Genomic DNA, 23,005 nt, shown 5'->3' on the forward strand with positions numbered 1-23,005 from the left:
ACTAAAGTTATAGCCGCTAACTTGGCATTGTGCCTGATTCACCCCTCATCAAAACACAACATTGATAACAATTTAGAAACTTAAAACCAACAAAGCCATTTTTGTGTTGTTTTTTTAATCGTGTGTCAGCCCTGCATATCCAGACTGAAACTACCGGTTTGAGATTTAGATCCCATTTTTCGTTATATTTATACCTTTATGGCGACCATCTCAACCATTTTTCTTGCAAACCCATTACTTATTGCCCGCTAAATTTTTACATTTAATGAACAATCACATGTTATCTCTATAGCTCAAAATTAAATTAATTAATTGATAAATATATAAATTTACTAACATACGTAACTATTCAACTGACAGAAATATCTGATAAAAACGCTTCAATAACAATTTGCGATTTTTTATATGTTCGCTCAAAAAGTTAACAATATGGTGCCAATCATAACTATGCAATAAATAATGATATGCATGCTTACTATATTGATTGAACGCAAGAACCACGCATTTTTAAGTGGCAATTCGGGCGATATTGACGGGAGTAAATGAGTCGACGAGGAAAATAATTGAATAAATAATGAGTACATTGACGATAAATAATGTGAATGAAGGGAACGCCCTAAGACGCCCCTCACCTTCTTGCAATAACCATTAACTGATAAGCCCCAGCAACTTAGCCTTGATAATGATTGCGGCGATAGTTATTACGACGATAGTTATTACGACGATAGTTATTACGACGATAGTTATTACGACGATAGTTATTTCACCGCATCCTTATGTGGGCGACTGGCATAAAGATACAACAACATGGCCACAATAATACAAAATGCCATTGAGCTTACCATTGGCCAGGCACTGCGGGATGGCGCCATCGACAACAGCGTTCCTACCACCGCACCAATACCAAAGCGTAGGGTCCCTGCCAGAGAAGACGCAGTACCGGCCATATGTGGGAAATCATCCAAAATAACCGCCATCGCATTCGAGGTGATCATGGCGATGCAACCGACATAAGCCGCGACACCCAATACCAACGCCCAGAACCCCATCCCGGTGGCGCAAACCACCAGCAACCAGATCCCCATAACAAATTGCACTAGCATGCCAAATCGGAACATTTTAAGCGCTCCGAAGCGGCGTACATTGCGGCTATTAATCAATGTCATCAAGAACAAGAAGACGATATTCAGCGCAAAGTAATAGCCAAAGTTTTGTGGAGAGACGCCGTTTAAATCGATATAAACAAAGGGACCGGCACTGAGGAATGAGAACATCCCAGCAAAAGAGAAGCCGCTCGCTAACATATAGCTCAGTACCCGCTTATGGCGGAATAACGTGGCAAAATTGCCAATAGTGGTGCGCAAATGGAATCGTTGCCGTTTCTCTCGTGGCAAGCTTTCTTTAATAAACAGTGCAACCAAAATCGCGCCGACCAATGCAGCACCCGCCATGGTCCAGAAGATGGCGTGCCAGCTAAACCATACTAACAATGCACCACCGATAATCGGTGCCAGCAAGGGTGCGATGGTCATCACCAACACCACAAAAGACATCATGCGAGAGAAGTCATCTTTAGTGAACATATCGCGCATCAATGCATTAATCACCACACTCGCGGCAGCGGCAGACAAACCATGCAGGAAACGCAAGTTAATCAATTGTTCGATTGATTGCGCCATGGCACAAGCCATACCCGCGAGCGCAAATATTAGCGTACCCCAAAAGATAACCGGCTTGCGCCCGAGGCTATCAGCCATTGGCCCATAGAACATTTGTCCGATGGCAAACCCCAGCACATAGGCGCTTAGAGTCATCTGCACCGCACCACTCTCTACGCCAAACTCCTGTGCAATAATCGGCATACTCGGCAGATACATATCAATTGCCAAAGGCATCAGCATCGATAGCAAACCGAGGATAAAGATCAAGCCAACGTGGGATGTCCGGTTCTTCTCTTCATTTTGGGTACTGGCATGCACGTTCAACAACTCCTTCAATAACCTACCGTGGGTTATACCCGTCATACTTCAAGCCGCATGTGCGTTGGCTACGCTCTTTCACCCAAATCATTGACTCCCGTCAACTCATTGGGACTCTATCGCTTGCCGCCTTCCTGCAACTCGAATTATTTAGTGTAATATCAACGGCAAGACAGCCCGCGCTGTAATAGAAAATCAATTACAGATGAGGCGCGCCGACACTGGCAATCTCTTCTGCGGTTAACGGGCGGTACTCGCCTGGTGCCAAATCGTCATCAAGTTTAATGTCGCCAATTCGCTCACGATGCAGCTCTATAACCCGATTTCCCACCGCCGCAAACATCCGTTTTACCTGATGATAACGCCCTTCACTGAGGGTTAAACGCACCAACTGAGGCTCTATAACCTCAAGTTGAGCCGGTTTGGTGAGAGACTTTTCATTATGCAACTGTACGCCATCAGTAAACTGTTGCGCGGTATCATCGGCCAATGGGTGTTCCAGCGTCACCAGATAGGTCTTTTCACAATGATGACGCGGTGAGGTGATCCGATGCGACCACTGACCATCGTCGGTCATCAGTACCAATCCGGTGGTATCGATGTCCAAACGCCCGGCGGCATGGAGTTTGTATGCCACTGGCTCATCAAGGAAATACAGCACGGTCGGGTGATCTGGGTCTTCTGTCGAACACACATAACCCTGCGGTTTGTTCAGCATGAAATAACGTGGGCCAACGGTTTGTTGTAATGGGTTGCCATCAAATCTCACGTCTTGTTCCGGTGTCAGCTTAATCGCACCACTTTTGACCACTTCGCCATCAATAGTGACTCGTTTTGCCCGCAGCTCGCGCGCGACTAACGCCCGGCTGACACCTAATTGCTGAGATAAAAACTTGTCCAATCGCATTGAATCTACTTTGCCTGTTGTCTTGTCGTACCGCTGACGGGCACGATACCCGCAATCACACCCGCCAACGACAGCAGGATGCTCATGATACGGTGTGAAATGAATGAAGCAGTTGGGAGAAAATCATTTGCTGCCTACCAGACTCATCAGTATAGCGGCGGTTGCCATATCATCCTAGAAACAGTTACGTAAAAAGTTGTTATTGAGAAACAACTTACCCCCAGAGTGCGCCGCGTCTATCACGCCACCCCATCAGTGCTAACTTGGGGCCTCGCGCCAACCGCCTCCGACAGGCATAATAGTCAAAAGTTTTTCATTATAAAGAGAGAGAAATGTCACGCATACGCGCGGAAAAGGGTTGCGGGGAGAATGGGTTGAAAGCCATCGGGCAGGTGCACTAATGGCATTTACACTGCGCCCCTATCAGCAAGAGGCTGTCGATGCCACTCTTGCCCATTTTCGCCGCCACAGTGAGCCTGCTTTGATTGTTCTACCCACCGGGGCAGGCAAAAGTCTGGTGATCGCCGAATTGGCGAAACTGGCTCGCGGGCGCGTTCTGGTGCTGGCTCATGTCAAAGAGTTGGTAGCACAGAATCACGCCAAATATTGCGCCTACGACTTAGAGGCTGATATTTTCGCCGCTGGCTTGCAGCAACGCCAAAGCGCAGGAAAAGTGGTGTTTGGCAGTGTGCAGTCAGTGGCACGAAACCTGCCCCTATTTGATAGTGCCTTTTCACTACTGATTATTGATGAATGCCATCGTATCAGTGATGACGATGACAGCCAGTATCAGCAAATTATTCAGCATTTACGTACCACCAACCCCCGCCTGCGCTTGCTGGGATTGACCGCCACACCTTACCGATTGGGAAAAGGCTGGATTTATCAATTCCATTATCACGGTATTACCCGTGGTGATGAAAAGTCCCTTTTTCGCGACTGTATTTATGAATTACCCTTGCGCTACATGATCAAGCACGGTTTTCTGGTCCCCCCAGAGCGGTTGGATATGCCCGTGGTGCAGTATGATTTCAGTCGCCTGACCAGCAACAGTAGCGGCCTGTTCCGAGAGGCGGATTTAGACCGTGAACTTAAGCAGCAGCAACGAATTACTCCGCATATTGTTAACCAGATAATTGAATATGCCGCTCAACGTCGCGGGGTAATGATTTTTGCCGCGACCGTTGAACACGCCAAAGAGGTGTATGGCTTGCTGCCAAAAGACGAGGCTGCACTGGTGAGCGCCACTACTCCGCCTAATGAGCGCGATGCGTTAATCACTGCCTTTAAGCAGCAGCAACTGCGCTATTTGGTTAATGTGGCGGTGTTAACCACTGGCTTTGATGCCCCCCATGTTGATCTGATTGCCATTCTTCGCCCCACGGAATCGGTCAGTTTGTATCAACAGATAGTCGGCCGAGGCTTGCGGTTATCACCGGGTAAAGAAGATTGCCTGATTCTGGATTACGCTGGCAATCCCCATGACCTTTTTACCCCTGAAGTGGGTACCAGCAAACCGCATAGTGGCAGTCAGCCGGTTCAGGTATTTTGCCCAGATTGCGGCTTTGCCAATATCTTCTGGGGAAAATGTACCGAGTCGGGTGACATTATTGAACACTATGGTCGCCGCTGTCAGGGGTGGTTTGAGGACCAACAAGGCGTGCGGGCGCAATGTGATTATCGCTTTCGCTTTAAGTGCTGCCCGCATTGTGGGGCGGAAAATGACATTGCCGCCCGCCGTTGTCACCAGTGCCAGGAAGTTCTGGTCGATCCCGATGATATGCTGAAAGCCGCGTTAAAATTAAAAGATGCCCTGGTGCTGCGTTGTGGCGGTATGAGTCTGGAGACGGGCCATGACGCAAAGGGTGAGTGGCTGAAAATCACCTACTACGACGAAGACGGCACTGATACCAGCGAACGTTTTCGCTTAACCACCGCCGCGCAACGTATGGCATTTGAACAAATTTTCCTGCGCCCACACCAACGGGCACCCGGTGTGGCACTGAAATGGCAAACGGCGGCCGATATCATCGCGCAACAAGCCCTGTTACGTTATCCCGATTTTGTCGTGGCCCGCCGTCGTGGGCAATGGTGGCAAATTAGAGAAAAGATATTTGATTATCAGGGCCGTTTCCGGCGGGCTGACTCCCTTGCCTGAGCCGCATTTAGCCTGAGATTTTCGCAGTTTTATTTGCTGTCTGGCCGATATTTCGCTAGAATGCCGCCCGCTTTGCTCTGGGTTTACCCAATCAAAGCCGAGTATCGAACCTGTTGCTGGGTCGCCTGTAGCAGGGTAAATTTTCTTTAAGAGAAAACAAAATGACCACTATCAATGTAGAAGTACGTAACGACCAGGGTAAGGGTGCGAGCCGCCGCCTGCGTGCAGCAAATAAATTTCCGGCAATCATTTACGGTGGTTCTGAAGCAGCTATCTCTATTGCTCTTGACCATGACACCACCAAGAACCTTGAATTGAAACCGGGCTTTTATGATTCCGTACTGACTCTGGTTGTTGACGGTAAAGAAACCAAAGTTAAAGTACAGGCTGTTCAGCGTCACGCTTTCAAGCCAAAACTGACTCATATCGACTTCGTTCGCGTTTAATCGCGTCGCTTTCGATATTCGGGACGCCGAAATAAAAAACGCCGCTTATGCGGCGTTTTTTATTGGCTATCGTCACGGTGGTAACCGTTACTTTTTGCCTGAATTACGCTGTAACTGATCACGCAGATTGGGTGGCGTGCCTTTAATAGTCAACGTATCTGTCGCGGCATCCCAGAAAATACGCTCACCCAGCAACAATGCATCAAAATTGATACTCAACCCACCCCCACTGCCAGCAAATTTGGTTAACTGACGCAAGGTACCGCGATCTGCCGGGAAACTCTCTTCTAACGCATAACCCTGTTCAGTCGAGAATTGCTGAAAATCTTTCTCACCCAGCGTTGGCAGCTCTTGAGAAAGCGCCTGCAACGCAATCTCTTCACCGGCTTGTAACTGCTCATTACAATAGCTATAAACCTGCTGACGGTATGCCTGACGCTCATTTTTGCCAAGTTCAGCATCCGCGCAGTAATCATCAACCGCCTGTAATAAGCCCCGATTTTGTGCTTTGGTATCCAGCCCCTCTGCTGCAGAGAGGAAATCCATAAAGAAGTCGGATACTTTGCGCCCTACCCGCCCTTTCAAGAACGTAAGGTAACGCGTGGATTCTGGATTATTTTCCCATTCAGTTAAATCGATACGGGCGACAATATCAGCACGGTTAATATCGAGATAATGGGTGGTACTGAGATCAAGTTGCTCATTCACTCGCATACTATTACAACTGCTCAGCACCGAGATAAGCAGATACTCCACCGCCAGATAACGATATTGGCAAAACAGCACCACACCGCCTTCGGCAAACGGATATTTGGCTAACTCATCACGTAAACGCCCGGTGGCAGCACGGCTAAAACTGAGGAAGTCTTCATCACCCTTACGGCTTCGTTTCAGCGCTTCAGCCAGCTCGCTTTGCTCATTAAACAGCCCGTAAGCTTTGCTTTTGGCGCTGTAAACACGATGCAGTTCGGCCATCATTTCTTCAACTACAGCATTGGCAGGTAACAGAGAATCGCGCAACACCACATCAAGCGTTTGTTCATCACGCTTGATAAGCTGATGTAAGGCTATCTGGTCAATATCCAGACTCATGATAAATACTCCTTTTGGCTAGGGGCGTATTCAATCACTGATGCCTGAGAGCTGCAACCCTAAAGCATTCGCGCCCCTCAATTAATGGCTAATGATTCTTAATGCTATAAAATAGCGGAAAAGCGTGTCTCTATACGGTAAGATGTGGGACTTTGTCAGGTATTGAGCACACTTTTTATGGCACAATCATCCCGTTATAGCGACGAACAAGTCGAAAAACTGCTGTCAGAATTGGTCAGCGTAATGGAAAAAAACCGTACTCCCACCAATCTTTCTTTGATGGTGTTGGGGAATATGGTAACAAATTTGATCAATACCAGCGTGGCCCCAGCGCAGCGCAAAGTATTGGCACGTTCTTTCGCTGAAGCTCTTCAAGCTTCGATAAGTGAAGATAAAGCTCATTAATTTATCGGCCAAGACTGCAATCTCAATATGGTGACAAATCGTCAGCGCTATCGTGAAAAAGTCTCCCAGATGATCAGCTGGGGGCACTGGTTCGCCCTGTTTAATATTCTGTTTAGCCTGGTGCTGGGTAGCCGCTATCTGTTTGTCTCCGATTGGCCCTCATCGCTGGTTGGCCGTATCTATGCCCTCGTCAGTTGGCTCGGGCACTTTAGTTTTATCGTTTTTGCTGCTTATTTGTTGGTGATCTTCCCACTCACCTTTGTGGTGATGTCGCAGCGACTACTCCGTTTCCTTTCCGCCGCCTTTGCCACTGCGGGCCTGACTCTGCTGTTGGTTGATACCGAAGTTTTCACCCGTTTCCATTTACACCTTAACTCGGTGGTATGGGAATTGGTGGTTAACCCAGACCAGACCGAGCTGGCGCGTGATTGGCAATTAATGTTTATTGCCGTGCCAGTCATTTTCCTGGTCGAGATGCTTTTCGGCACTTGGGCCTGGCAAAAACTACGCAGCCTTAACCGGCAACGCTTTGTTAAGCCGTTGGTGGCGGTGTTTATTTCTGCGTTCTTTGCCTCTCATCTGATTTATATTTGGGCCGATGCCAATTTTTATCGCCCAATCAGTATGCAACGCGCAAACCTGCCACTCTCTTACCCGATGACCGCCCGTAAGTTCCTTGAGAAACACGGCCTGCTCGATCAGCAGGAATATCAGCGTCGCCTGGTGGAACAAGGTAATCCAGATGCACTGGCGGTTGAATATCCACTCAACCCGATTACCTTCAGCGATAAAGGCAGTGGTTATAATTTGTTGCTCATTGTGGTTGATGGTATTCGTGCCAGTAGCCTGCAAAAAGACATGCCTGCCCTAGCCGAATTTGGCCGTTCAAACATTCAGTTTGACAGCCACTACAGTTCAGGCAACCGTCAGGATACGGGCTTATTTGGCCTGTTTTATGGCATTTCGCCTACTTATTTAGACGGTATTCTCTCCGCGCGCGAACCCTCAGCGTTTGTTACAGCATTAAGCGCGCAGGGTTATCAGTTTGGTCTGTTCTCATCCGATGGTTTTGAGTCACCACTCTACCGCCAGGCACTGTTAGCTGATTTCACATTACCAACTCCTGCAGTGCAACCGGATAGCGAAACCACGGCACAGTGGCAGCAATGGCTGTCCACGCTCAACAATAATGCACCATGGTTCTCATACATTAACCTCAACGGGGCAGTTGAAGCACAAGACCCGGTAATCGGGCAGAAGGTTGCGTTACCGACTGACTTTATCCGTCACTACCAGGCAGGCGCAAAAGATGTAGATCAACAGATTGCGACTATTCTGGATACACTGAAACAGCGCGGTCAGCTCGATAAAACCGTAGTTATTATTACTGCGGCCCATGGTGTTGAATTTAATGACAGCGGCAATGATACCTGGGGTGCAGGCAGCAGCTTTAATCGCCAACAACTGCAAGTGCCATTAGTGGTTCATTGGCCAGGCACGCCAGCGCAGGCCGTGAATAAACTGACCAATCATGAAGATATCATGACAACGCTAATGCAACGTTTGTTACACGTCAAAACAGCGCCTGAGGATTATTCGCAAGGGGAAGATTTGTTCGCCGCACAGCGCAATAATAACTGGGTGGCAACCGGTGACAATGGCATGTTAGTTATTACTACGCCAACACAAACCGTTGTATTAGATAATAACGGTGAATACCGCACCTATGATGAGCAAGGCAATGAAATCAAAAATGAAAAGCCTCAACTTCCATTACTGCTGCAAGTGTTGACGGATATAAAACGTTTTATTGCGAACTAGCTCTAAAAACAGGCATTGGTGCGCTCAAAAAACAAGCGAACGTTTTGCCAAGTCTTGCATTAATAACGGTAAAATGTAGTATAACCGTCATAGCATCGGCATGTAGCGCAGCTTGGTAGCGCACCGTCATGGGGTGTCGGGGGTCGGAGGTTCAAATCCTCTCATGCCGACCAAAATACCTTAAGAAAACCAATCCGTTAGGGTTGGTTTTTTTGTTTGTGGGATTTGACTGATGTGGCTATGGTGTAAAATGGCCAGGCGGCAAAAAGCCACGCGCACTACCTGCCAGAAGACAGGATAGTGCGACTCATACGTAGTTTTAATCGATAATGACTCGGCCATTCAGTGGCTGTACAGGGCGATTATTCGTATGATGAACCACAGAGCGGAATTGATTAATTTGTTCAGCAGAAGCGCTCGCAGGCTGCTCAAGCACCATCCAACTGACACCTTCAGAGCAAGGTGGTGTGGTTAGTGAGCCACTAAAGCGATAAAAATCAAACTTTTTGGGTAGCAATGCTTTGATATCAAGAGGCTTATTTAATATCGCCATTTGGTCAATCGCCGTTGGCATTTGCTGCCAAGCCTGTGCCAGTTGTGGATTTGCATCCCCCTGCTGGAACATGAGTGCGAGCACTGCCAGTGCCCCATCTTTATCTTTATAAACAAAATGAGCTTCTAACGGGAACTGTTTGCCATCAATCTCATTTTCACTTGGGGTATGGAAATGGAATTGCTGCAATGTGAAAGTATCGCCGTCCAGTTTCAGGGTATTGCCAGTGCTGACATTCACCTGAATCGTATGGCCGTTATTCACGATTTGCTGTTTACCTGGTTGGAAAGCCAACTCGAGTTGACTGTGATGGGTTTTCAATGCGCCGTGAATATTAACCGGCGACTGATTTTTACCTGTTTCGCACAGTGAAAAATCCGGTGAGAGTTTTCCCCAATGGGCAGGATCTTCCTGACCTTCATATCCCCAATGAGCATGTTCCGCCGCACAGACTGAAAAACTGGCGGCCAACAGCGCTGCAATTAATAACTGCCCTTTCATTTCTAATCCTTTTTACACAAAAAAACTGAATTAACCCTGACGAATATCCCATGCAAAGCATGATGTTATCGCTTAGGGTAAGAGAATAACCCAGCTTTTTTTAAGGATATGTCAGCCACATCCTACAGACAGGAGGAATAAGTTCTAATTAATTGAATTTAAATATATTTTTTAATCAGCCAGAAATGTAACAAACTGCGTTTGTTCACCTGAAGTGATGGGTAAAATGGGGCGAGGGGAAATTAATGGAAAGGCCGAAACCATAATCAGCCTTTCCAAAATCACTTATTTATTGGGGACTTAGAGCACTTCACCATTGCTGGTAATAACCTGCTTATACCAGTCAAAACTTAATTTGCGTGAACGTGCCATGGTACCGGTACCGTCGTCGTTTTTATCCACATAAATAAAACCGTAACGTTTGCTATATTCACCTGTAGTGAATGATACACAATCAATACAGCCCCATGGGGTATAACCCATTAAATCAACACCATCTTCAAATACCGCTTTTTTCATTTGCTCAATGTGAGCTTTGAGGTAAGCAATGCGGTAATCATCGTGAACCATACCGTCGGCAGCCACTTTGTCGATAGCGCCAAAACCATTTTCAACAATAAACAGCGGCTTTTGATAGCGTTCGTACAATACGCTCAGTGAATAACGTAAGCCAACAGGGTCAATCTGCCATCCCCAGTCTGACGCTTTAACATGTGGATTTGGCACGCTGCCTTCAAAGCCAGAAAGTGAATTACCGCTGCCAGGGTTAGTGGCAGAAACTGCATTACTCATGTAATAACTCAACCCCATATAATCAGCACAGCCATCACGCAGAGTATCAAGATCACCCTCTTCCATTTTGATGGTGAATCCGCGACGCTCCCACTCGTTCAGAATATAGGAAGGGTAGTAACCGCGCATATGAACGTCACCAAACAGATAACGCTCACGCATAGCCTCTACTGAATACATCATGTCATCAGGATGGCAGGAGAATGGATACAACGGCACCATCGCCACCATACAACCAATTTTGAACTCAGGATTAATGGCATGACCAAGCTTGACGACTTTGGCGCTGGCGACAAACTGATGATGCAGCACTTGGTACAGCGTCTCTTCTGGATTTTCTTGCTCAGTAAATACCACCCCCGAACAGCAATAACCAAATAATGGATACTTCCAGTTGCGCTGGTTATTGATCTCGTTAAAGGTCATCCAGTATTTAACTTTACTTTTATAACGCGCCATCACCACTTCACTGAATTTCACGAAGAAATCGACCACCTGACGGTTTTTCCAGCCACCGTATTCTTTCACCAGATGCCAAGGCATTTCGAAGTGAGATAAAGTAATGACCGGCTCGATACCGTATTTCAGTAACTCATCAAACATATCGTCGTAAAATTGTAACCCGGCCTCATTGGGCTGCTGCTCATCGCCATTCGGGAAGATACGCGTCCAGGCAATAGAAGTACGGAAGCATTTGAAGCCCATCTCAGCAAACAGCGCAATGTCTTGTTTGTAATGGCCATAAAAATCAACCGCTTCATGGTTAGGATAACGGTAGCCGTCCTGTACGCCATCAGTCATCACCCGGTCAACTCCATGCGCACCACCAGACAGTACATCGGCGATACTCACACCCTTGCCGCCTTTATTCCAGCCGCCTTCAACCTGGTGTGCTGCAACTGCGCCGCCCCATAAGAAATCTTTCGGTAATTGTTTGTGGCTCATTATTTTCTCCCTTAATACTGTGGGCAACTGTACGCCCTTGAAATGAAAATCAATGGCGGGATGGCCCGCCTGAATATTTAAACAGTTAGCCCCGATTCATTTGCGCCTGAGTAATCGGCGCGCCAGATGCTTTAGCGCTGTTTTGCTGTTGCACACTTTCAGGCTCATCAGTAAATCCAACCAACCAAGTGAAAAGTGCGCCCAACACGAACGCTACCGTGATCGACAGCAAGAAACCAAGGAACTGCGCCATATGGCCCTCTTTGAAAAAGACCGGTAATACCGCAATACCCGGTAAGCAGTAACTCCATGACACCGCATTAAATGCCCCTGCGATAGCACCACCAATTCCGCCAGCAGCACAACTGCATAAGAACGGTTTTTTTAGGCGTAGTGCCACACCATAAATTGCCGGTTCGGTAATACCGAACAACGCGGTAATACCGGCCGACAGTGAAATACCCTTCATCTCACTATTGCGGGTTTTTAAGTAAACACCAAACATGGTGCCCGCCATGGCAAAGACAGCGGAAGCTTGCAGGCCAGTAAAGGTGTCATAACCCAGAGTCGCGTAGTTACCAACGGTAACAGGCGTGATCCCCCAATGCACACCCAGTGTGACCAGTGGCTGCCAGAAAGCGCCGACCATAAACCCAGCCGCTGCCGGGCTAAGGTTATAAAGCGAGTTATAAACACCACCAATCGCACCGCCGATCAGATTACCCACCGGGCCGAACACCAATAGCGTTAGTGGCACCATGATGGCAATACAGAACATTGGGGTGAATAGATTGCGCACCACCATTGGCAGGATCCGCTCAAAGAAGCGCTGCACGTAAGACATGGCCCATACCATCAAAATAATCGGAATAACCGAGGCGGTATAGCTCAGGTATTGCACGGGAATACCGAAGAAATCCAAGGTTGGCGATGATAAGGGAATACCCGCAATAGTGTTTAAAATATGGGCAACTTGCGGATTATTCAGTGCTTCTTGCATCAGTTGCTGAACGGCTGGATCGGCCGAATTCAGCATAGTAATTTTATTGGCCGTCAGCATATTCATATAATCAGGGCTGATCAGGGCACAAGCGGTAATAACTGCGGTGAAAGGATTAACATTAAATTTCTTGGCCGCGGTAAAGGCAACCAGCACGGGCAGGAAGGTAAAACCGGTCCAGGAAACAAAATTCAGAATACGGTAGGTGCCGCTCGTCGCATCCATCCAGCCAATGGCGGCAAGAAATGAAATAATCCCCTGTAAAATACCGCAGGCGGCTAACGGATAAAGGAATGGGGCGAAAATGCTGGAGATAATATCCATCAAACGGCTAACAATACCGACCTTGGGTGCAGCAACCGGGGCACTTTCATCGACATTAATCAAGCTGATGACATGTTTATAAGCATCGCCGACATGATTACCGATCACCACTTGCATTTGCCCACCCGCTTCAATAACGGTGATAACCCCTTTAACACGATTTAAACGTTCTTTGTCGACAATTTTATTATCTTTCAATATAAACCGTAAACGGGTCGCACAATGTGTGACATTAATCACATTATTATCACCGCCAATATATTGGATAATTTCCTGAGCGGTCAGTGCGTAATCTATTGCCATTATTAATCTCCTGTCGCGGGTACTGAGCGTAAGATAACCAGAGCGTTATTGGCTTATTATTAATATTCGTAGCCGATTGAGATTGGATTCTAGCAAAAAGAAAAGCGAAGTCACGATATAACAAAAATCGTGAATTGGAATATGTCACACTCAAAAAACACGGTGTTTTATGGTGCTTTTTTATTAATTAATTGCGGGAGTTTTTTACCAATAGTTTCTATTATATATAATACTGGGATTTGAGTGGTAATATTATAATGCCCTTCCAATACAATAGGTGGCATATGATAGGAGATATTAAGGTCGGCCATTTTGGCCAGCGTTGAGTTATCACTATTTGTCAGGCTGATTATTTTACAATTATGTAAACTGAACTGATTGGCAATACGGATAATCTCTTCGGTTTCACCCGAAACGGAAAATATGATAGCAATAGCATCCTGATACATATCGCTGTTGATAGGATAATAGGGATCGTCAATATAAGTACTAAACTTGCCAATATTCGAGAAGAAACGAGCGCTGTATTTCCCTAACGCCCCAGAGGTTCCTATACCCACAAAAATAATTCGGCGCGTGGCGGCTATTTGTGCTGCGGCCGTATCCAGTAACTCGTCAAACTCACTATTATTAATACTTTTAAAATAGCTAATTATTTCACTAATACCAAAGCTAACTGGTGGTTTTTCATCATGCTCTACATATAATTTAAACCGCACCCGGAATTCAGAATAACCATCACAATTCATTTTTTTACAAAATCGTAAAACTGTAGTGGTAGAAACACCCGCTGCGTCAGCCAGTTCTCTGATGGTCATATACATCACTTTATCAGTGTTTTTTATGATGTAATTATAAACGATCAATTCCAGTTCGTTCAGCGCTGATATTTCTTTATATGTAAACATACTGATACCTAGATTCCCGTGATTCGCCTGTAATCAAGGCACTTATGCAACGCAATGGCCCAAGATAGCGAATTTAACATGAAATGGGGTCGCTAACGAGCCAGTTGTGGCTGAGAACTGAACTCATAGCTGTTACTCAGTAGAGTCAATATGAATAGACCGGGCTATTAAGCCCGGCTTCGAGCACTGGCACTATTTTACGACCGGCCAATCAGGTACTCGATAACCTTGATTGACAGCTTCAATTAAAAGCCATTGTGGCAGTTCTGGTAAATCAATCAACGGCCAGTTTTCCCTTGTTGGCCATGCACGATAATCAGAGCGGATTGCTGTTAGCTCGGTACGTTGGGCTTGGGTTAGTGGGGTATCGTCGATACAATAATCACTGACCATCATCGGGTCAGTCGCAATAATAAAAGCATCGCGATAACTGCGAGCCTTTGCTGCCAGTTCATCCGCTGTAAGGGCTGGCGACGGTGGAATATTTAACCATGCAGGCATCCCCTCTACTGTCCCCCTCATTTTCCCCTCTGGGGGCATGCCCGAATAGGTAATAAAAACATCCTCAGACACCTCTATTCCATCCTCCGGCCAAGAGCTTGCCTGCTGATAGGCTTCAATTAAATCAACCGGATAAAAACTATTATCTGTTTGGCTATAAAAGTAAGAACTCATTTTGTATCCTTATTTATTAACATCCGATCGCAATCCAGGCAATAGCACCGCCTGTCGCTGACACTACCTGCAATGTTGTTTTTGTGAATATTCCTGTCGTCGCATAAGCTGATGGTGTGCCAGATGATGCAAAAGCAACAAGTGCATTGCTAGGAAAAACAATAGGTAAATTAACGACTTGACTCCCTGATGCAGAACCAAACTGAATAATGATCCCGCCTGGCAATTTTTGATATCCGTTTGGAGTTGGTGAAGCAGCAAAACTTGCCATATCAGGTATTTGATTAACGCCCGTTCCCACGTTCCTTTTAGCTGCATCGCCCAAACCAAGGTTTACGAGAGTCTCAGCGACAGCGGCGGGGCCGGCATTTTTAATTTCCACAAGGTTATTGGCTGTTTTTAAAAATCCACCATCAGTAATTAATTTAGAGACAGCAGTCGCCACCTGATCAAACTTCTCACTGTCAGCATCAATATTAGCGGCAGAAAGAACACTCATTAATTCCCGCTGTAAGGTGTTAAACCATTCCGCCGGTAATATCGTTGGGGGAACGCCGCCGGCGACATTGCCGTCGGTAAATTCGCCATTACTGTCGGCGCGTGAATTAGGAATATCTCCAATTTTTTGCATAGTAATACCTCACCAATTAAGGCGTTTTAAATTAATAGAAATTGATTAGTTAGCTAACGTAGCCAAACTTCAGAATGCTATGAGACGGATTTAACACCGCAAACCGGCATTCAAGTTGTTTATTGCCCCATGAACGCAACGGATCACTGCAATAAGTTAGGCCACATTGAGCATAATGAAGCGTGGTTTCGGGTGCGGTAATCAACCACGTGAATGGCCACTCGTCACCGTTCAATGCATCACGGCATACCGACATACCTGCACAGGCTTGCCGGTATTGGGTGATAGCAATGGAGTAACCCAATGCCTTGGCCACACGGATAAAATAGGATGCAGACTGGCCGCCGATGCCAAACAATTTCGACACCACGGCCCGCTGGCGCTGGATCATGCTGTCTACTTCACCAATGGCACATAGATCCGGTAGCCCCACAGTGGCTTCCCACTCAGGTAACATAGCCGTCGCCGTTGCCGGGAATGCCGCAGACAACAAATCTTGCGCATCTTCATCGCTACGCTGATACGCATTTGCCAACGCCCGCAGTACCTCAGTCTGCACGCCATCCGGTCGCCGTGGCCAGACTAAACCCATCGGCATTAATGCTTGCAAAGCGGTAGTATATTCACTGACAGAGTAGCGACTCATAGATAGCTCACCGTACCCCTAATGGGGAGTTTGCCAGTTTGTAACTCAATATTGGCCGCCGGAGATTGCATAATAAAGCCCCCGGTCCCCGTGACCTCACCAATTGCCAGTAATAGTGATGACCACAAGATTTTGCCACCAGGTTCACCTTCGCTGAAAAACACCTCGTCGATAGCGGCATTGATGGCGGTCGTGGTAGCACTATCAGCATGTGAAATCCCACTAATAACAAAATCAATGGGTTGTGCAACTGGCGCACAAACATAAACCAACGCAATGATAGGTTGCTGTGGATAAATATTATCTGCTACCCGTTGTTGATCACCAGTGGCTTTTACCGCCCCCCATGATTCCAGCGATGAAATACCGTCGCTACCTTGCGGAAAACCGCCGTGGTCGTTGTCATCGCACATAATATAAACCCCGACAGTCCCTGCCCCCATCAGCCGCCGTTTTACCCAACAACGGGTCACTCCCGGTACCCTTAATGCCCAAGATTGATAGTCGGTATCATTACCACCTTGCGGGATATTCTGGTAAGCCAATAGCATACGGGAACGAAATGCATCCTCAGATTCAATATCCGCACCGCCGGAAATTTTACTCAGTGCTGTGGCGGTGGCCTGAACACCATCAATAGCAATATCTAGCGTCAGCAGGGTGCCAGCCGCACTGTTACCCCGGCTACCGCCGCCAGTCGCATCCTCCAATGGACGGGGTAAAATGGCGGTAATAGCTGCCAGAACGTGACCATCGGGAGAAATCTTCACTTCATTATCAAGCCGATACTGATAGCCGTCGGCCCGATTAAGCAAGCGGCCAGCAGGAATAATTCGTCCAGCTATCCCACTAAAGCGAACGTCAGTCGCAGTAGCCGGATTTGCTGCTTTACGAAACACGTCTTTCAGTGCCGCCCAAGCCGCAAGGTACTCGTCGGTGGCATGGTATGGCGTGGCTTGCTGGGCGATATAATCCAGATAGCCATAGTGCAGGTGTGCCATCCCCGCATCTGCGTCACTGATAACGCCAATATTGGAGAAACGCAGTAAGTTGCCGCCGGTTTTCAGTTCCGATTGAATATAAGACTGATTGCGTTGTCGCAATTCACTTAACGTGGGTCGATTAAATGGCATGAATTACTCCTCCCATACCCATGAAAATTTCACTGAAGATTGGGCTTTACCCGGTTGTTGGTAAGCAATAATCAACAGCAATGTATTGGGGTAAATTATTTGTGCCCGGGTGTTTATGGCCGCCACAACACGATCCTCGGTCAGCCACGCCAATGCTTCTGCCGCGTAGTCCTCGGCTTTGATCGCAACCTGAGTGGTAAGTTTTTCCCGTCGCAATAACCACAACCGCGAACCAATAGCTGATAGCGCCCCGCTGTCCCCCCACCAGCCGCGGCGATCATCGCCATCAATAGCATCATCAATTCGCGCCAGACGGTCAGTAAACAAACTCAGTAAAATAGCGGTATGCAAATCATCGCCATCCAGCACTCCCCCGCGACCTGTCTGCCAATCTCCCAATGAGGCATCGACATCCCAAACCGTTTTAATATCTGTTGTCATCGCACCACCTTAGCGGGCGTCTCACTGGTAAGGGTCGAGCTGCCCGACTGTACATTTTTGAGTTGATGGTTGTGGCTGTTATAGGCATCACGTAAGGTTTTCAGCGTGATGCTATTACCGTCTGCGTTATCAACAATATCGCCGCTAACCTCGAGTAACGGCGTATTCAGCCGTACTTTTACCGATGCGTTTACCGTCACCGCGGTAGCATTATTGATTGTCACCGGCTGATTGTTAGCCTCAATGATTACCCCACTTTCCGTCAGTTTGATAAATTGCCCCCACTGGGAATAAATCACCGTTTCTCCGGCTGTTAGTCCTGAATGGCGATAAGCCGGATGGTTGGAGGCGATGATCAGGCCGTTGGATCGGTCCCCGCCCAGAAAACCGATAACCACGTCACTGCCAACTGGCAATCCCGATGAAAAACCAAACTCAGCCAGCCTTGGGGTATCAGAGTGGACTTCCAGTTGAGTTTGATACTGCACGGTTTGTATCCCGTCACTGTCGTCAACGGCACTCACTCGCCCAAGTCCCAACAGCATTTTTATCTGCCGGTACAGGGTCGAAATTTGCCCGGTTAGGTCATTCATAGTTCCCCCCTATGTCACTTAATGTTGTAAGGCTGGAATGTGAAGGCAGCAGGTGGCATCAGGGTCATTTTGCTCGTCGTCCCTTTCTCATCTTTGGCATAAACCACTTCCGAGAGTAGCCACAGCTCATCATTAAGCCCAAATGCTGGAATAGTAATGGGAATCAATGTATTAACTTCCCATAGCCGGCCATGGCGATCGCGCCAACTGTCAACTTGCACTGTCAAGACGTTAGCGCGACCAGAGCGGCGGTTCATTTCCCATTCGATGCAATCTTTCAGCAAATGTGGCGAGTTCACTGTACTTTCGACGATAATGACCCGGTTACGATGGCGGGCCGGAAATTGTTCGGCCAATAGTGTGTCTCGCGTGGTAGCTCGCACCGAGGTGTTATCCCCACCCGAGGCAGAATGCCTGGCTGCGGCATTGGAAGAGAGCACCACGCCGGTGTAATCAACAAAGCGTTGATTGATATCGGTATGAAGATTGGCACTAAGAATATTGATGCCCTGTGCCACACCGCTGGCAGCTTTATGCGTTCCAGCGCGGGTCAGATATAAGTTGCCATCCGGCTGGTCGTAATAGAGCAATGCAGCAGAGCGCGTGACGTGATCAATCACCGCTTGCGCCGTTTCTCCCCAATTCAGAGTGAATTTCGGCACAATGGTCATATCGGTAATATCAGAGGTCACTTTGATGCCGTAAGGTTCGGCCAGTTTTTGCGCAATCTGCAACACCGTGGATTGGCTAATCACGCTGTTGGTCCACTCAGCGGAGCAATCCACCAGATCCTGGCACTTACTGCGCCCCGAGGCACTGACTTGATGTGTTGTGGCCGCAATAGCGCAATCCCAACTGTCAATATAGCCATTTAACACAGCATCATTACCCAACTTAACCACGCAGGGAGCTCCGGGGATAATCCACTGTTGCCCTCCACTGGCGGGATAACGATCCATCAGCGATAACTCAAAGCTACTGGGTAATTTTTCAATACTCCGCGTGACCTGAACTTTGCTCCAACCGGTGATCGCTCTGCCGTCTATCTCCAGTGTTAAGTCATCACTTGGCATTTTATTATTCATAGATTCAATGCCCTAAACCGAATTGGCATAAATGCCGGATGAATCGGATTCGCCATTTTCACCAGTGCATCACCACGTAGCGCATCCTGATATAACCGATTCGCCAGCATCAGCGCGGGTAGTGAGCGGTTAAAACTAACCTCGTTGATGCGAGATAAATTCGCCCCGGACTGTTGCAATAGCGCCACGATAGATTCGCGCATTTGCATCAGCGCACGGTAGGTTTCATCATTACCGCGATCGGCGGCGGCCAGTGTTGAGCTATCAATCACCTCACTGACCCTGCCAAGTACAGCGACAGCATCGTCATAACTTTCCGGTTGATACTGCGCCACCGCGATGACCATCCCTCCGGCGCATAAAGTCATCATTAAATGATGGCTGGCGTCAGCAATTGCGATATCACTGCTATTGGCTCGGAAGGCGTCGTCGTGAGCCGCTGTCAGGTTTTCCATCATGCGGATAACATCCAGTGTGCTAAAACCGCCATTTAGTAGCGTGTTAACCAGAGTGAGTAACTTGTCGGCATGCCCCTCAACACTGTTAGTCGCAAGTAACTCATTCACGGCAGCACTGATTGCCGCTCGCCCTTCGACGATAAACGCCAGCCGTTGCGCCACTAACATGGGTAAGTTGGTGGTATCACTTTGCTGGTTCACCGCTTCCGTCACGCCCGAACTGCTGCCACCGACAGTACCGTGGTTAAAGCGGCCATAACGGTTTCGGCCAAAGGTTGAGCGCAGTGCGTTACCCAGATTACTGGCCTCATTGGCAGTATTCGTTACCATGCGGCTCCAAAATTCCGCCGTACTTTGCAAGGTTTTTATTACCTGAGTGGCGGAGCGCATCTCTCCTTTTACCGTTGAGATAAAACCAGCGACTGCTTTGGCGCTCAATCCCAGCCAAGAGGAGTGGACAGACGCACTCATTTCAGCCATACCGGTGATGGCAAAGGCACGTAAGCCGGATTCGATAACGGTTAAGCTGAACGCGAATACCCGCTCGCTGCCAACACCTTCATCAATTTTCAACCCCGTGTCAGCGATGCTGACAGTCATCTCACCCAACGTTGGGTGAACCAATGTCCCTGGCCCGGCCATTTCACAAGCTGCGATCAATGAATCGCGCTGAGTCATTACATCAGGTGCGGCGTAGATCTGGCTGTTTTGTACCAAAAATCCAGTTAAAACAATGTTCCGTGTACTGCGCCCCAAATCCTCGATATAGCTGGTATCGCGATAAGGGTAAGTGTGCACTGCCTGACGACGACCAAAACTGCCCTTGCTATTCAGGACCACGAAGGGCACTCCCCGAAAGGAGGCTTGATGGAGGTGTTCCGACCATTGCCAACTGTCGTCGCTTCCTCCCAAGAGCGCTGATAGTGCGTTATTGATAAGTGACATTTCGTTCTCCTGTCCAGTAGTAGACGTTAGGAAATAAAAAACCCGCCGGAGCGGGTTATATCGATATGTTGATTGGTTAATTTTTACGGATACTAATAGGGAATTACATCTGCATGGCGTGAGCTATTCTGCTGCCTCCCTGAGTTGGGATCACTAAGCTTTCACCGCTTCGACTGTCGATTAACGTCAATTCAATCTGCACCCGATTGTTCTGCATCGCGGTAGCGATAACATCAGCAATAGCATTAGCGTTAAAGCCCCCCGCTGAGTCAGTGTAAATAGGTGATTCAGTTGTAGGGATGCTGCCTATATTATTATCTGGCGCAAGAGAAGATGAGGGGCTAAGGGAATAGGGATCTTCAGCACCGAATTCAGTTATGCGGTTGTTGCTCCAGGTGTTCTGCGTTTGTGTTTGAGTTTCAACTTCAGCCCCAGATCCCAGATTAAAAAGATCAGTTAATGGAGTAGACTCAATTTTAATTGGCCGAAGCCCAGAAATAACACCCGCATTTTCAGTCTGATAATTTATTTTCTCTGCATCATTGGGCTTAATATGATCCTGATATTTCTTACGAAATCCATCAGTCATAAGACCGCTATTAAGCATGGTTATTTCATACCAATTAAGCTGTTTTTTAAAATCTGTATTATTATATGCCCATCGCATTTTCGCCGAGTCATTACCACTGATTATCCCTAAAGTACGCATTATGGCAAAATTATCTGGACCATAAGTTAGCGTGTCAGTTACACCACCAATGCCATCAGCCACAGAGCCATCAGAGACAAGAATTTCGTATCCGATGTTAGATAGCTTATCTTTCAAAACATCCCAAGCAGCACTTAACTCATCAGTATTCTGGTCTAACTCTGTCAATTGTATATTAAGCTCAGGATCAATAGTTAGGCCAAATAAAGTAGATTTAGCCAGCAAATCTTTTAGTTGCGCCCCCTCTCGCAGCAACTCAATAGTATTACCGTCTATTTTCAGAGCATCCGTCAGTTTACTTTGTACTTGGGGTGCCATTTGTGGAAAATCCTCGGCAATTTTAGCTATTGTTGCAGTAGCATCCACTGTGCCATTTTCATTACTGATAATGTCAAACCCATACTCATGTAGCTGCGCCAGCCCCTGATCATTATGGCCCCATAGCATATTATTCAAATTGCTGTAGAGCTGCTCAGTTGATTTTATCGCAGCCATTTGTTCAACACCTCGAATACGCATAGCGCCACTTATTTGACTAAATTGATCAATAGGTGCGTTAACGTTCCTCGCTGCTGTATTTATTTTACGGGCCTCATCAGCACCGTTATTAAGCCATTCCACTCCCGCAGTTCCAACAGCAATAATTGTGTTTCCACCACCAGCTAATTTATAGTTACTGAATATTTGAGGCGGTACTTTAGATAATGGAGAAACCGTATTCATATTGTATTTATTAGCCATTTTTGCCAGCCTTAATTTTATTAATCCGCCCGGCCTGCTGGCACCACCACATTAAGCTACTGTAAGTCAGGGACCAGGCATCGCCCGGCCCCCAGCTATAATAGTAAGTGACGTCAGCGATTATTTCGCGCCATCGCCCCCTGTTGGGGAGTAGGCTAAAAAACCCATCATATAAACCTCACAGGCCTTATAGTCGGTAAAAGCCATTTTCTTGATAGCCTCACGCGGCACCCCTGAGACCAAGGCAATCAGCAATCCCATACCGCTGAGCGAACCTGACTTGGTTTGCTCATCGTAGAATTGCTGTACTTGCAACAGTGTCGGTTCACTCAGCTCGACCACCTCGTAGGTGGTCTTGGTTGCGTCGTGTTGAATGGCTTTCACCAGTGAAATAGTTTTACTGCGCTCCAGTACAGTCATATCAATTCTCCGTCACCGAACCGCCTTCCCAGCTCACATCAACCGTGCCTTCAGTGCTGTCAACCACCAACGTGCTCACCGACCACATGCCACTACCAATAATGGTTTTGCCGTTCGCCAATTCACAGACAATATTGACATTGGTCTGGTCGTTAAAATCACTGATAGAGACCCCGCCACTGTCACGGATAGTGCAGGAAATGGACGGTGCCACCACGGTTTCTTTATAGCCATGCACCCCATCCATGCCCATGACAGTTTCACGTTTTACCTTTGAAGGGCTGTATTTGAACTGACCGGCCACCATAATAGTAATGCCATCAACGGTGACATAAGCCGTACCTGCCAGGCGGTTTGAAGTATCACTCATAATTTATTTCCTTTTTTGTTAGTG

22 protein-coding genes and 1 tRNA gene are annotated in these 23,005 nt (G+C 47.4%); 5 read left to right on the top strand and 18 right to left on the bottom strand.

The genetic code is table 11. From position 1 onward, the window contains the following. Positions 1-758: 758 nt before the first annotated feature. Together Q2T71_RS13415 and rsuA are read right to left on the bottom strand one after the other, a co-directional pair. Positions 759-1,979: a Bcr/CflA family multidrug efflux MFS transporter gene (locus Q2T71_RS13415; RefSeq protein ID WP_083158350.1), complete on the bottom strand. Its 1,221-nt coding sequence runs from the start codon at positions 1,977-1,979 to the stop codon at positions 759-761. 199 nt (positions 1,980-2,178) lie between these two features. After that, a complete protein-coding gene (gene rsuA / locus Q2T71_RS13420) occupies positions 2,179-2,886 on the bottom strand; it encodes a 16S rRNA pseudouridine(516) synthase RsuA (RefSeq protein WP_372559399.1) in 708 nt (235 codons plus the stop codon). Between the two features lie 400 nt (positions 2,887-3,286). Between rsuA and Q2T71_RS13425 the strand changes: the two genes are divergently transcribed. Next, on the top strand, positions 3,287-5,044 hold the full coding sequence (locus tag Q2T71_RS13425; RefSeq protein WP_372559400.1) for a DEAD/DEAH box helicase: 1,758 nt from the start codon (positions 3,287-3,289) through the stop codon (positions 5,042-5,044). 161 nt (positions 5,045-5,205) lie between these two features. Further along, positions 5,206-5,490, top strand: a complete 285-nt coding sequence (rplY, locus tag Q2T71_RS13430; RefSeq protein ID WP_004700538.1) for a 50S ribosomal protein L25 — start codon at positions 5,206-5,208, stop codon at positions 5,488-5,490. An 87-nt stretch (positions 5,491-5,577) separates the two neighbouring features. On the opposite strand, the gene yejK is transcribed toward rplY, so the two are convergent. Then, positions 5,578-6,582, bottom strand: coding sequence for a nucleoid-associated protein YejK (gene yejK / locus Q2T71_RS13435; RefSeq protein WP_372559401.1), 1,005 nt, complete (start codon positions 6,580-6,582; stop codon positions 5,578-5,580). A 177-nt stretch (positions 6,583-6,759) separates the two neighbouring features. Between yejK and Q2T71_RS13440 the strand changes: the two genes are divergently transcribed. The 3 genes from Q2T71_RS13440 (at position 6,760) to Q2T71_RS13450 (ending at position 8,981) form a co-directional block, all read left to right on the top strand. Continuing rightward, positions 6,760-6,987, top strand: a complete 228-nt coding sequence (locus Q2T71_RS13440; RefSeq protein WP_372559402.1) for a YejL family protein — start codon at positions 6,760-6,762, stop codon at positions 6,985-6,987. 27 nt (positions 6,988-7,014) lie between these two features. Further along, positions 7,015-8,808 (top strand): LPS biosynthesis-modulating metalloenzyme YejM, encoded by a 1,794-nt coding sequence (gene yejM, locus Q2T71_RS13445; protein ID WP_372559403.1) that lies wholly within the window; start codon positions 7,015-7,017, stop codon positions 8,806-8,808. A gap of 96 nt (positions 8,809-8,904) precedes the next feature. Then, positions 8,905-8,981: transfer RNA gene (locus Q2T71_RS13450), tRNA-Pro, on the top strand. Between the two features lie 146 nt (positions 8,982-9,127). On the opposite strand, the gene Q2T71_RS13455 is transcribed toward Q2T71_RS13450, so the two are convergent. The 15 genes from Q2T71_RS13455 to Q2T71_RS13525 all read right to left on the bottom strand — a co-directional run bounded on the left by Q2T71_RS13455 (position 9,128) and on the right by Q2T71_RS13525 (position 22,981). Continuing rightward, positions 9,128-9,862 carry a carbonic anhydrase gene (locus tag Q2T71_RS13455; RefSeq protein WP_372559404.1) on the bottom strand — a complete coding sequence of 245 codons (735 nt, stop codon included), beginning with the start codon at positions 9,860-9,862 and terminating at the stop codon, positions 9,128-9,130. 300 nt (positions 9,863-10,162) lie between these two features. Then, positions 10,163-11,599, bottom strand: coding sequence for a 6-phospho-beta-glucosidase (locus Q2T71_RS13460; protein ID WP_372559405.1), 1,437 nt, complete (start codon positions 11,597-11,599; stop codon positions 10,163-10,165). Positions 11,600-11,684: 85 nt separating this feature from the next. Continuing rightward, the gene (locus tag Q2T71_RS13465) at positions 11,685-13,226 is read right to left on the bottom strand and encodes a PTS transporter subunit EIIC (protein ID WP_372559406.1); all 1,542 of its coding nucleotides are present in this window, start codon (positions 13,224-13,226) and stop codon (positions 11,685-11,687) included. Positions 13,227-13,393: 167 nt separating this feature from the next. Continuing rightward, positions 13,394-14,134, bottom strand: coding sequence for a MurR/RpiR family transcriptional regulator (locus Q2T71_RS13470; protein WP_372559407.1), 741 nt, complete (start codon positions 14,132-14,134; stop codon positions 13,394-13,396). A 192-nt stretch (positions 14,135-14,326) separates the two neighbouring features. Continuing rightward, positions 14,327-14,809, bottom strand: coding sequence for a phage tail protein (locus tag Q2T71_RS13475; protein WP_372559408.1), 483 nt, complete (start codon positions 14,807-14,809; stop codon positions 14,327-14,329). 16 nt (positions 14,810-14,825) lie between these two features. Further along, on the bottom strand, positions 14,826-15,440 hold the full coding sequence (locus tag Q2T71_RS13480; RefSeq protein WP_372559409.1) for a phage tail protein: 615 nt from the start codon (positions 15,438-15,440) through the stop codon (positions 14,826-14,828). Between the two features lie 49 nt (positions 15,441-15,489). Then, entirely contained in the window at positions 15,490-16,086 is a 597-nt protein-coding gene (locus Q2T71_RS13485; RefSeq protein ID WP_372559410.1) for a YmfQ family protein, read from the bottom strand. After that, positions 16,083-17,219: a baseplate J/gp47 family protein gene (locus Q2T71_RS13490; protein ID WP_372559411.1), complete on the bottom strand. Its 1,137-nt coding sequence runs from the start codon at positions 17,217-17,219 to the stop codon at positions 16,083-16,085. Before Q2T71_RS13490 ends, Q2T71_RS13485 begins: the two co-directional genes overlap by 4 nt. Before the next feature lie 3 nt (positions 17,220-17,222). Beyond that, a complete protein-coding gene (locus tag Q2T71_RS13495) occupies positions 17,223-17,660 on the bottom strand; it encodes a phage GP46 family protein (RefSeq protein ID WP_372559412.1) in 438 nt (145 codons plus the stop codon). Further along, positions 17,657-18,253 carry a phage baseplate assembly protein gene (locus tag Q2T71_RS13500; RefSeq protein WP_372559413.1) on the bottom strand — a complete coding sequence of 199 codons (597 nt, stop codon included), beginning with the start codon at positions 18,251-18,253 and terminating at the stop codon, positions 17,657-17,659. Before Q2T71_RS13500 ends, Q2T71_RS13495 begins: the two co-directional genes overlap by 4 nt. A gap of 14 nt (positions 18,254-18,267) precedes the next feature. After that, entirely contained in the window at positions 18,268-19,338 is a 1,071-nt protein-coding gene (locus tag Q2T71_RS13505) for a phage baseplate assembly protein (RefSeq protein ID WP_372559414.1), read from the bottom strand. Next, a complete protein-coding gene (locus Q2T71_RS13510) occupies positions 19,335-20,741 on the bottom strand; it encodes a DNA circularization protein (RefSeq protein WP_372559415.1) in 1,407 nt (468 codons plus the stop codon). The genes Q2T71_RS13505 and Q2T71_RS13510 overlap by 4 nt, the downstream gene beginning before the upstream one ends. Before the next feature lie 103 nt (positions 20,742-20,844). After that, positions 20,845-22,191: a chemotaxis protein gene (locus tag Q2T71_RS13515; RefSeq protein WP_372559416.1), complete on the bottom strand. Its 1,347-nt coding sequence runs from the start codon at positions 22,189-22,191 to the stop codon at positions 20,845-20,847. 120 nt (positions 22,192-22,311) lie between these two features. Then, positions 22,312-22,611, bottom strand: a complete 300-nt coding sequence (locus tag Q2T71_RS13520; RefSeq protein ID WP_042568283.1) for a phage tail assembly protein — start codon at positions 22,609-22,611, stop codon at positions 22,312-22,314. Position 22,612: 1 nt separating this feature from the next. Beyond that, positions 22,613-22,981 carry a phage tail tube protein gene (locus tag Q2T71_RS13525; RefSeq protein WP_042568284.1) on the bottom strand — a complete coding sequence of 123 codons (369 nt, stop codon included), beginning with the start codon at positions 22,979-22,981 and terminating at the stop codon, positions 22,613-22,615. Positions 22,982-23,005 lie beyond the last annotated feature (24 nt).

It is taken from the genome of Yersinia sp. 1652 StPb PI (assembly GCF_041538345.1).
Lineage (GTDB): Bacteria > Pseudomonadota > Gammaproteobacteria > Enterobacterales > Enterobacteriaceae > Yersinia > Yersinia enterocolitica_E.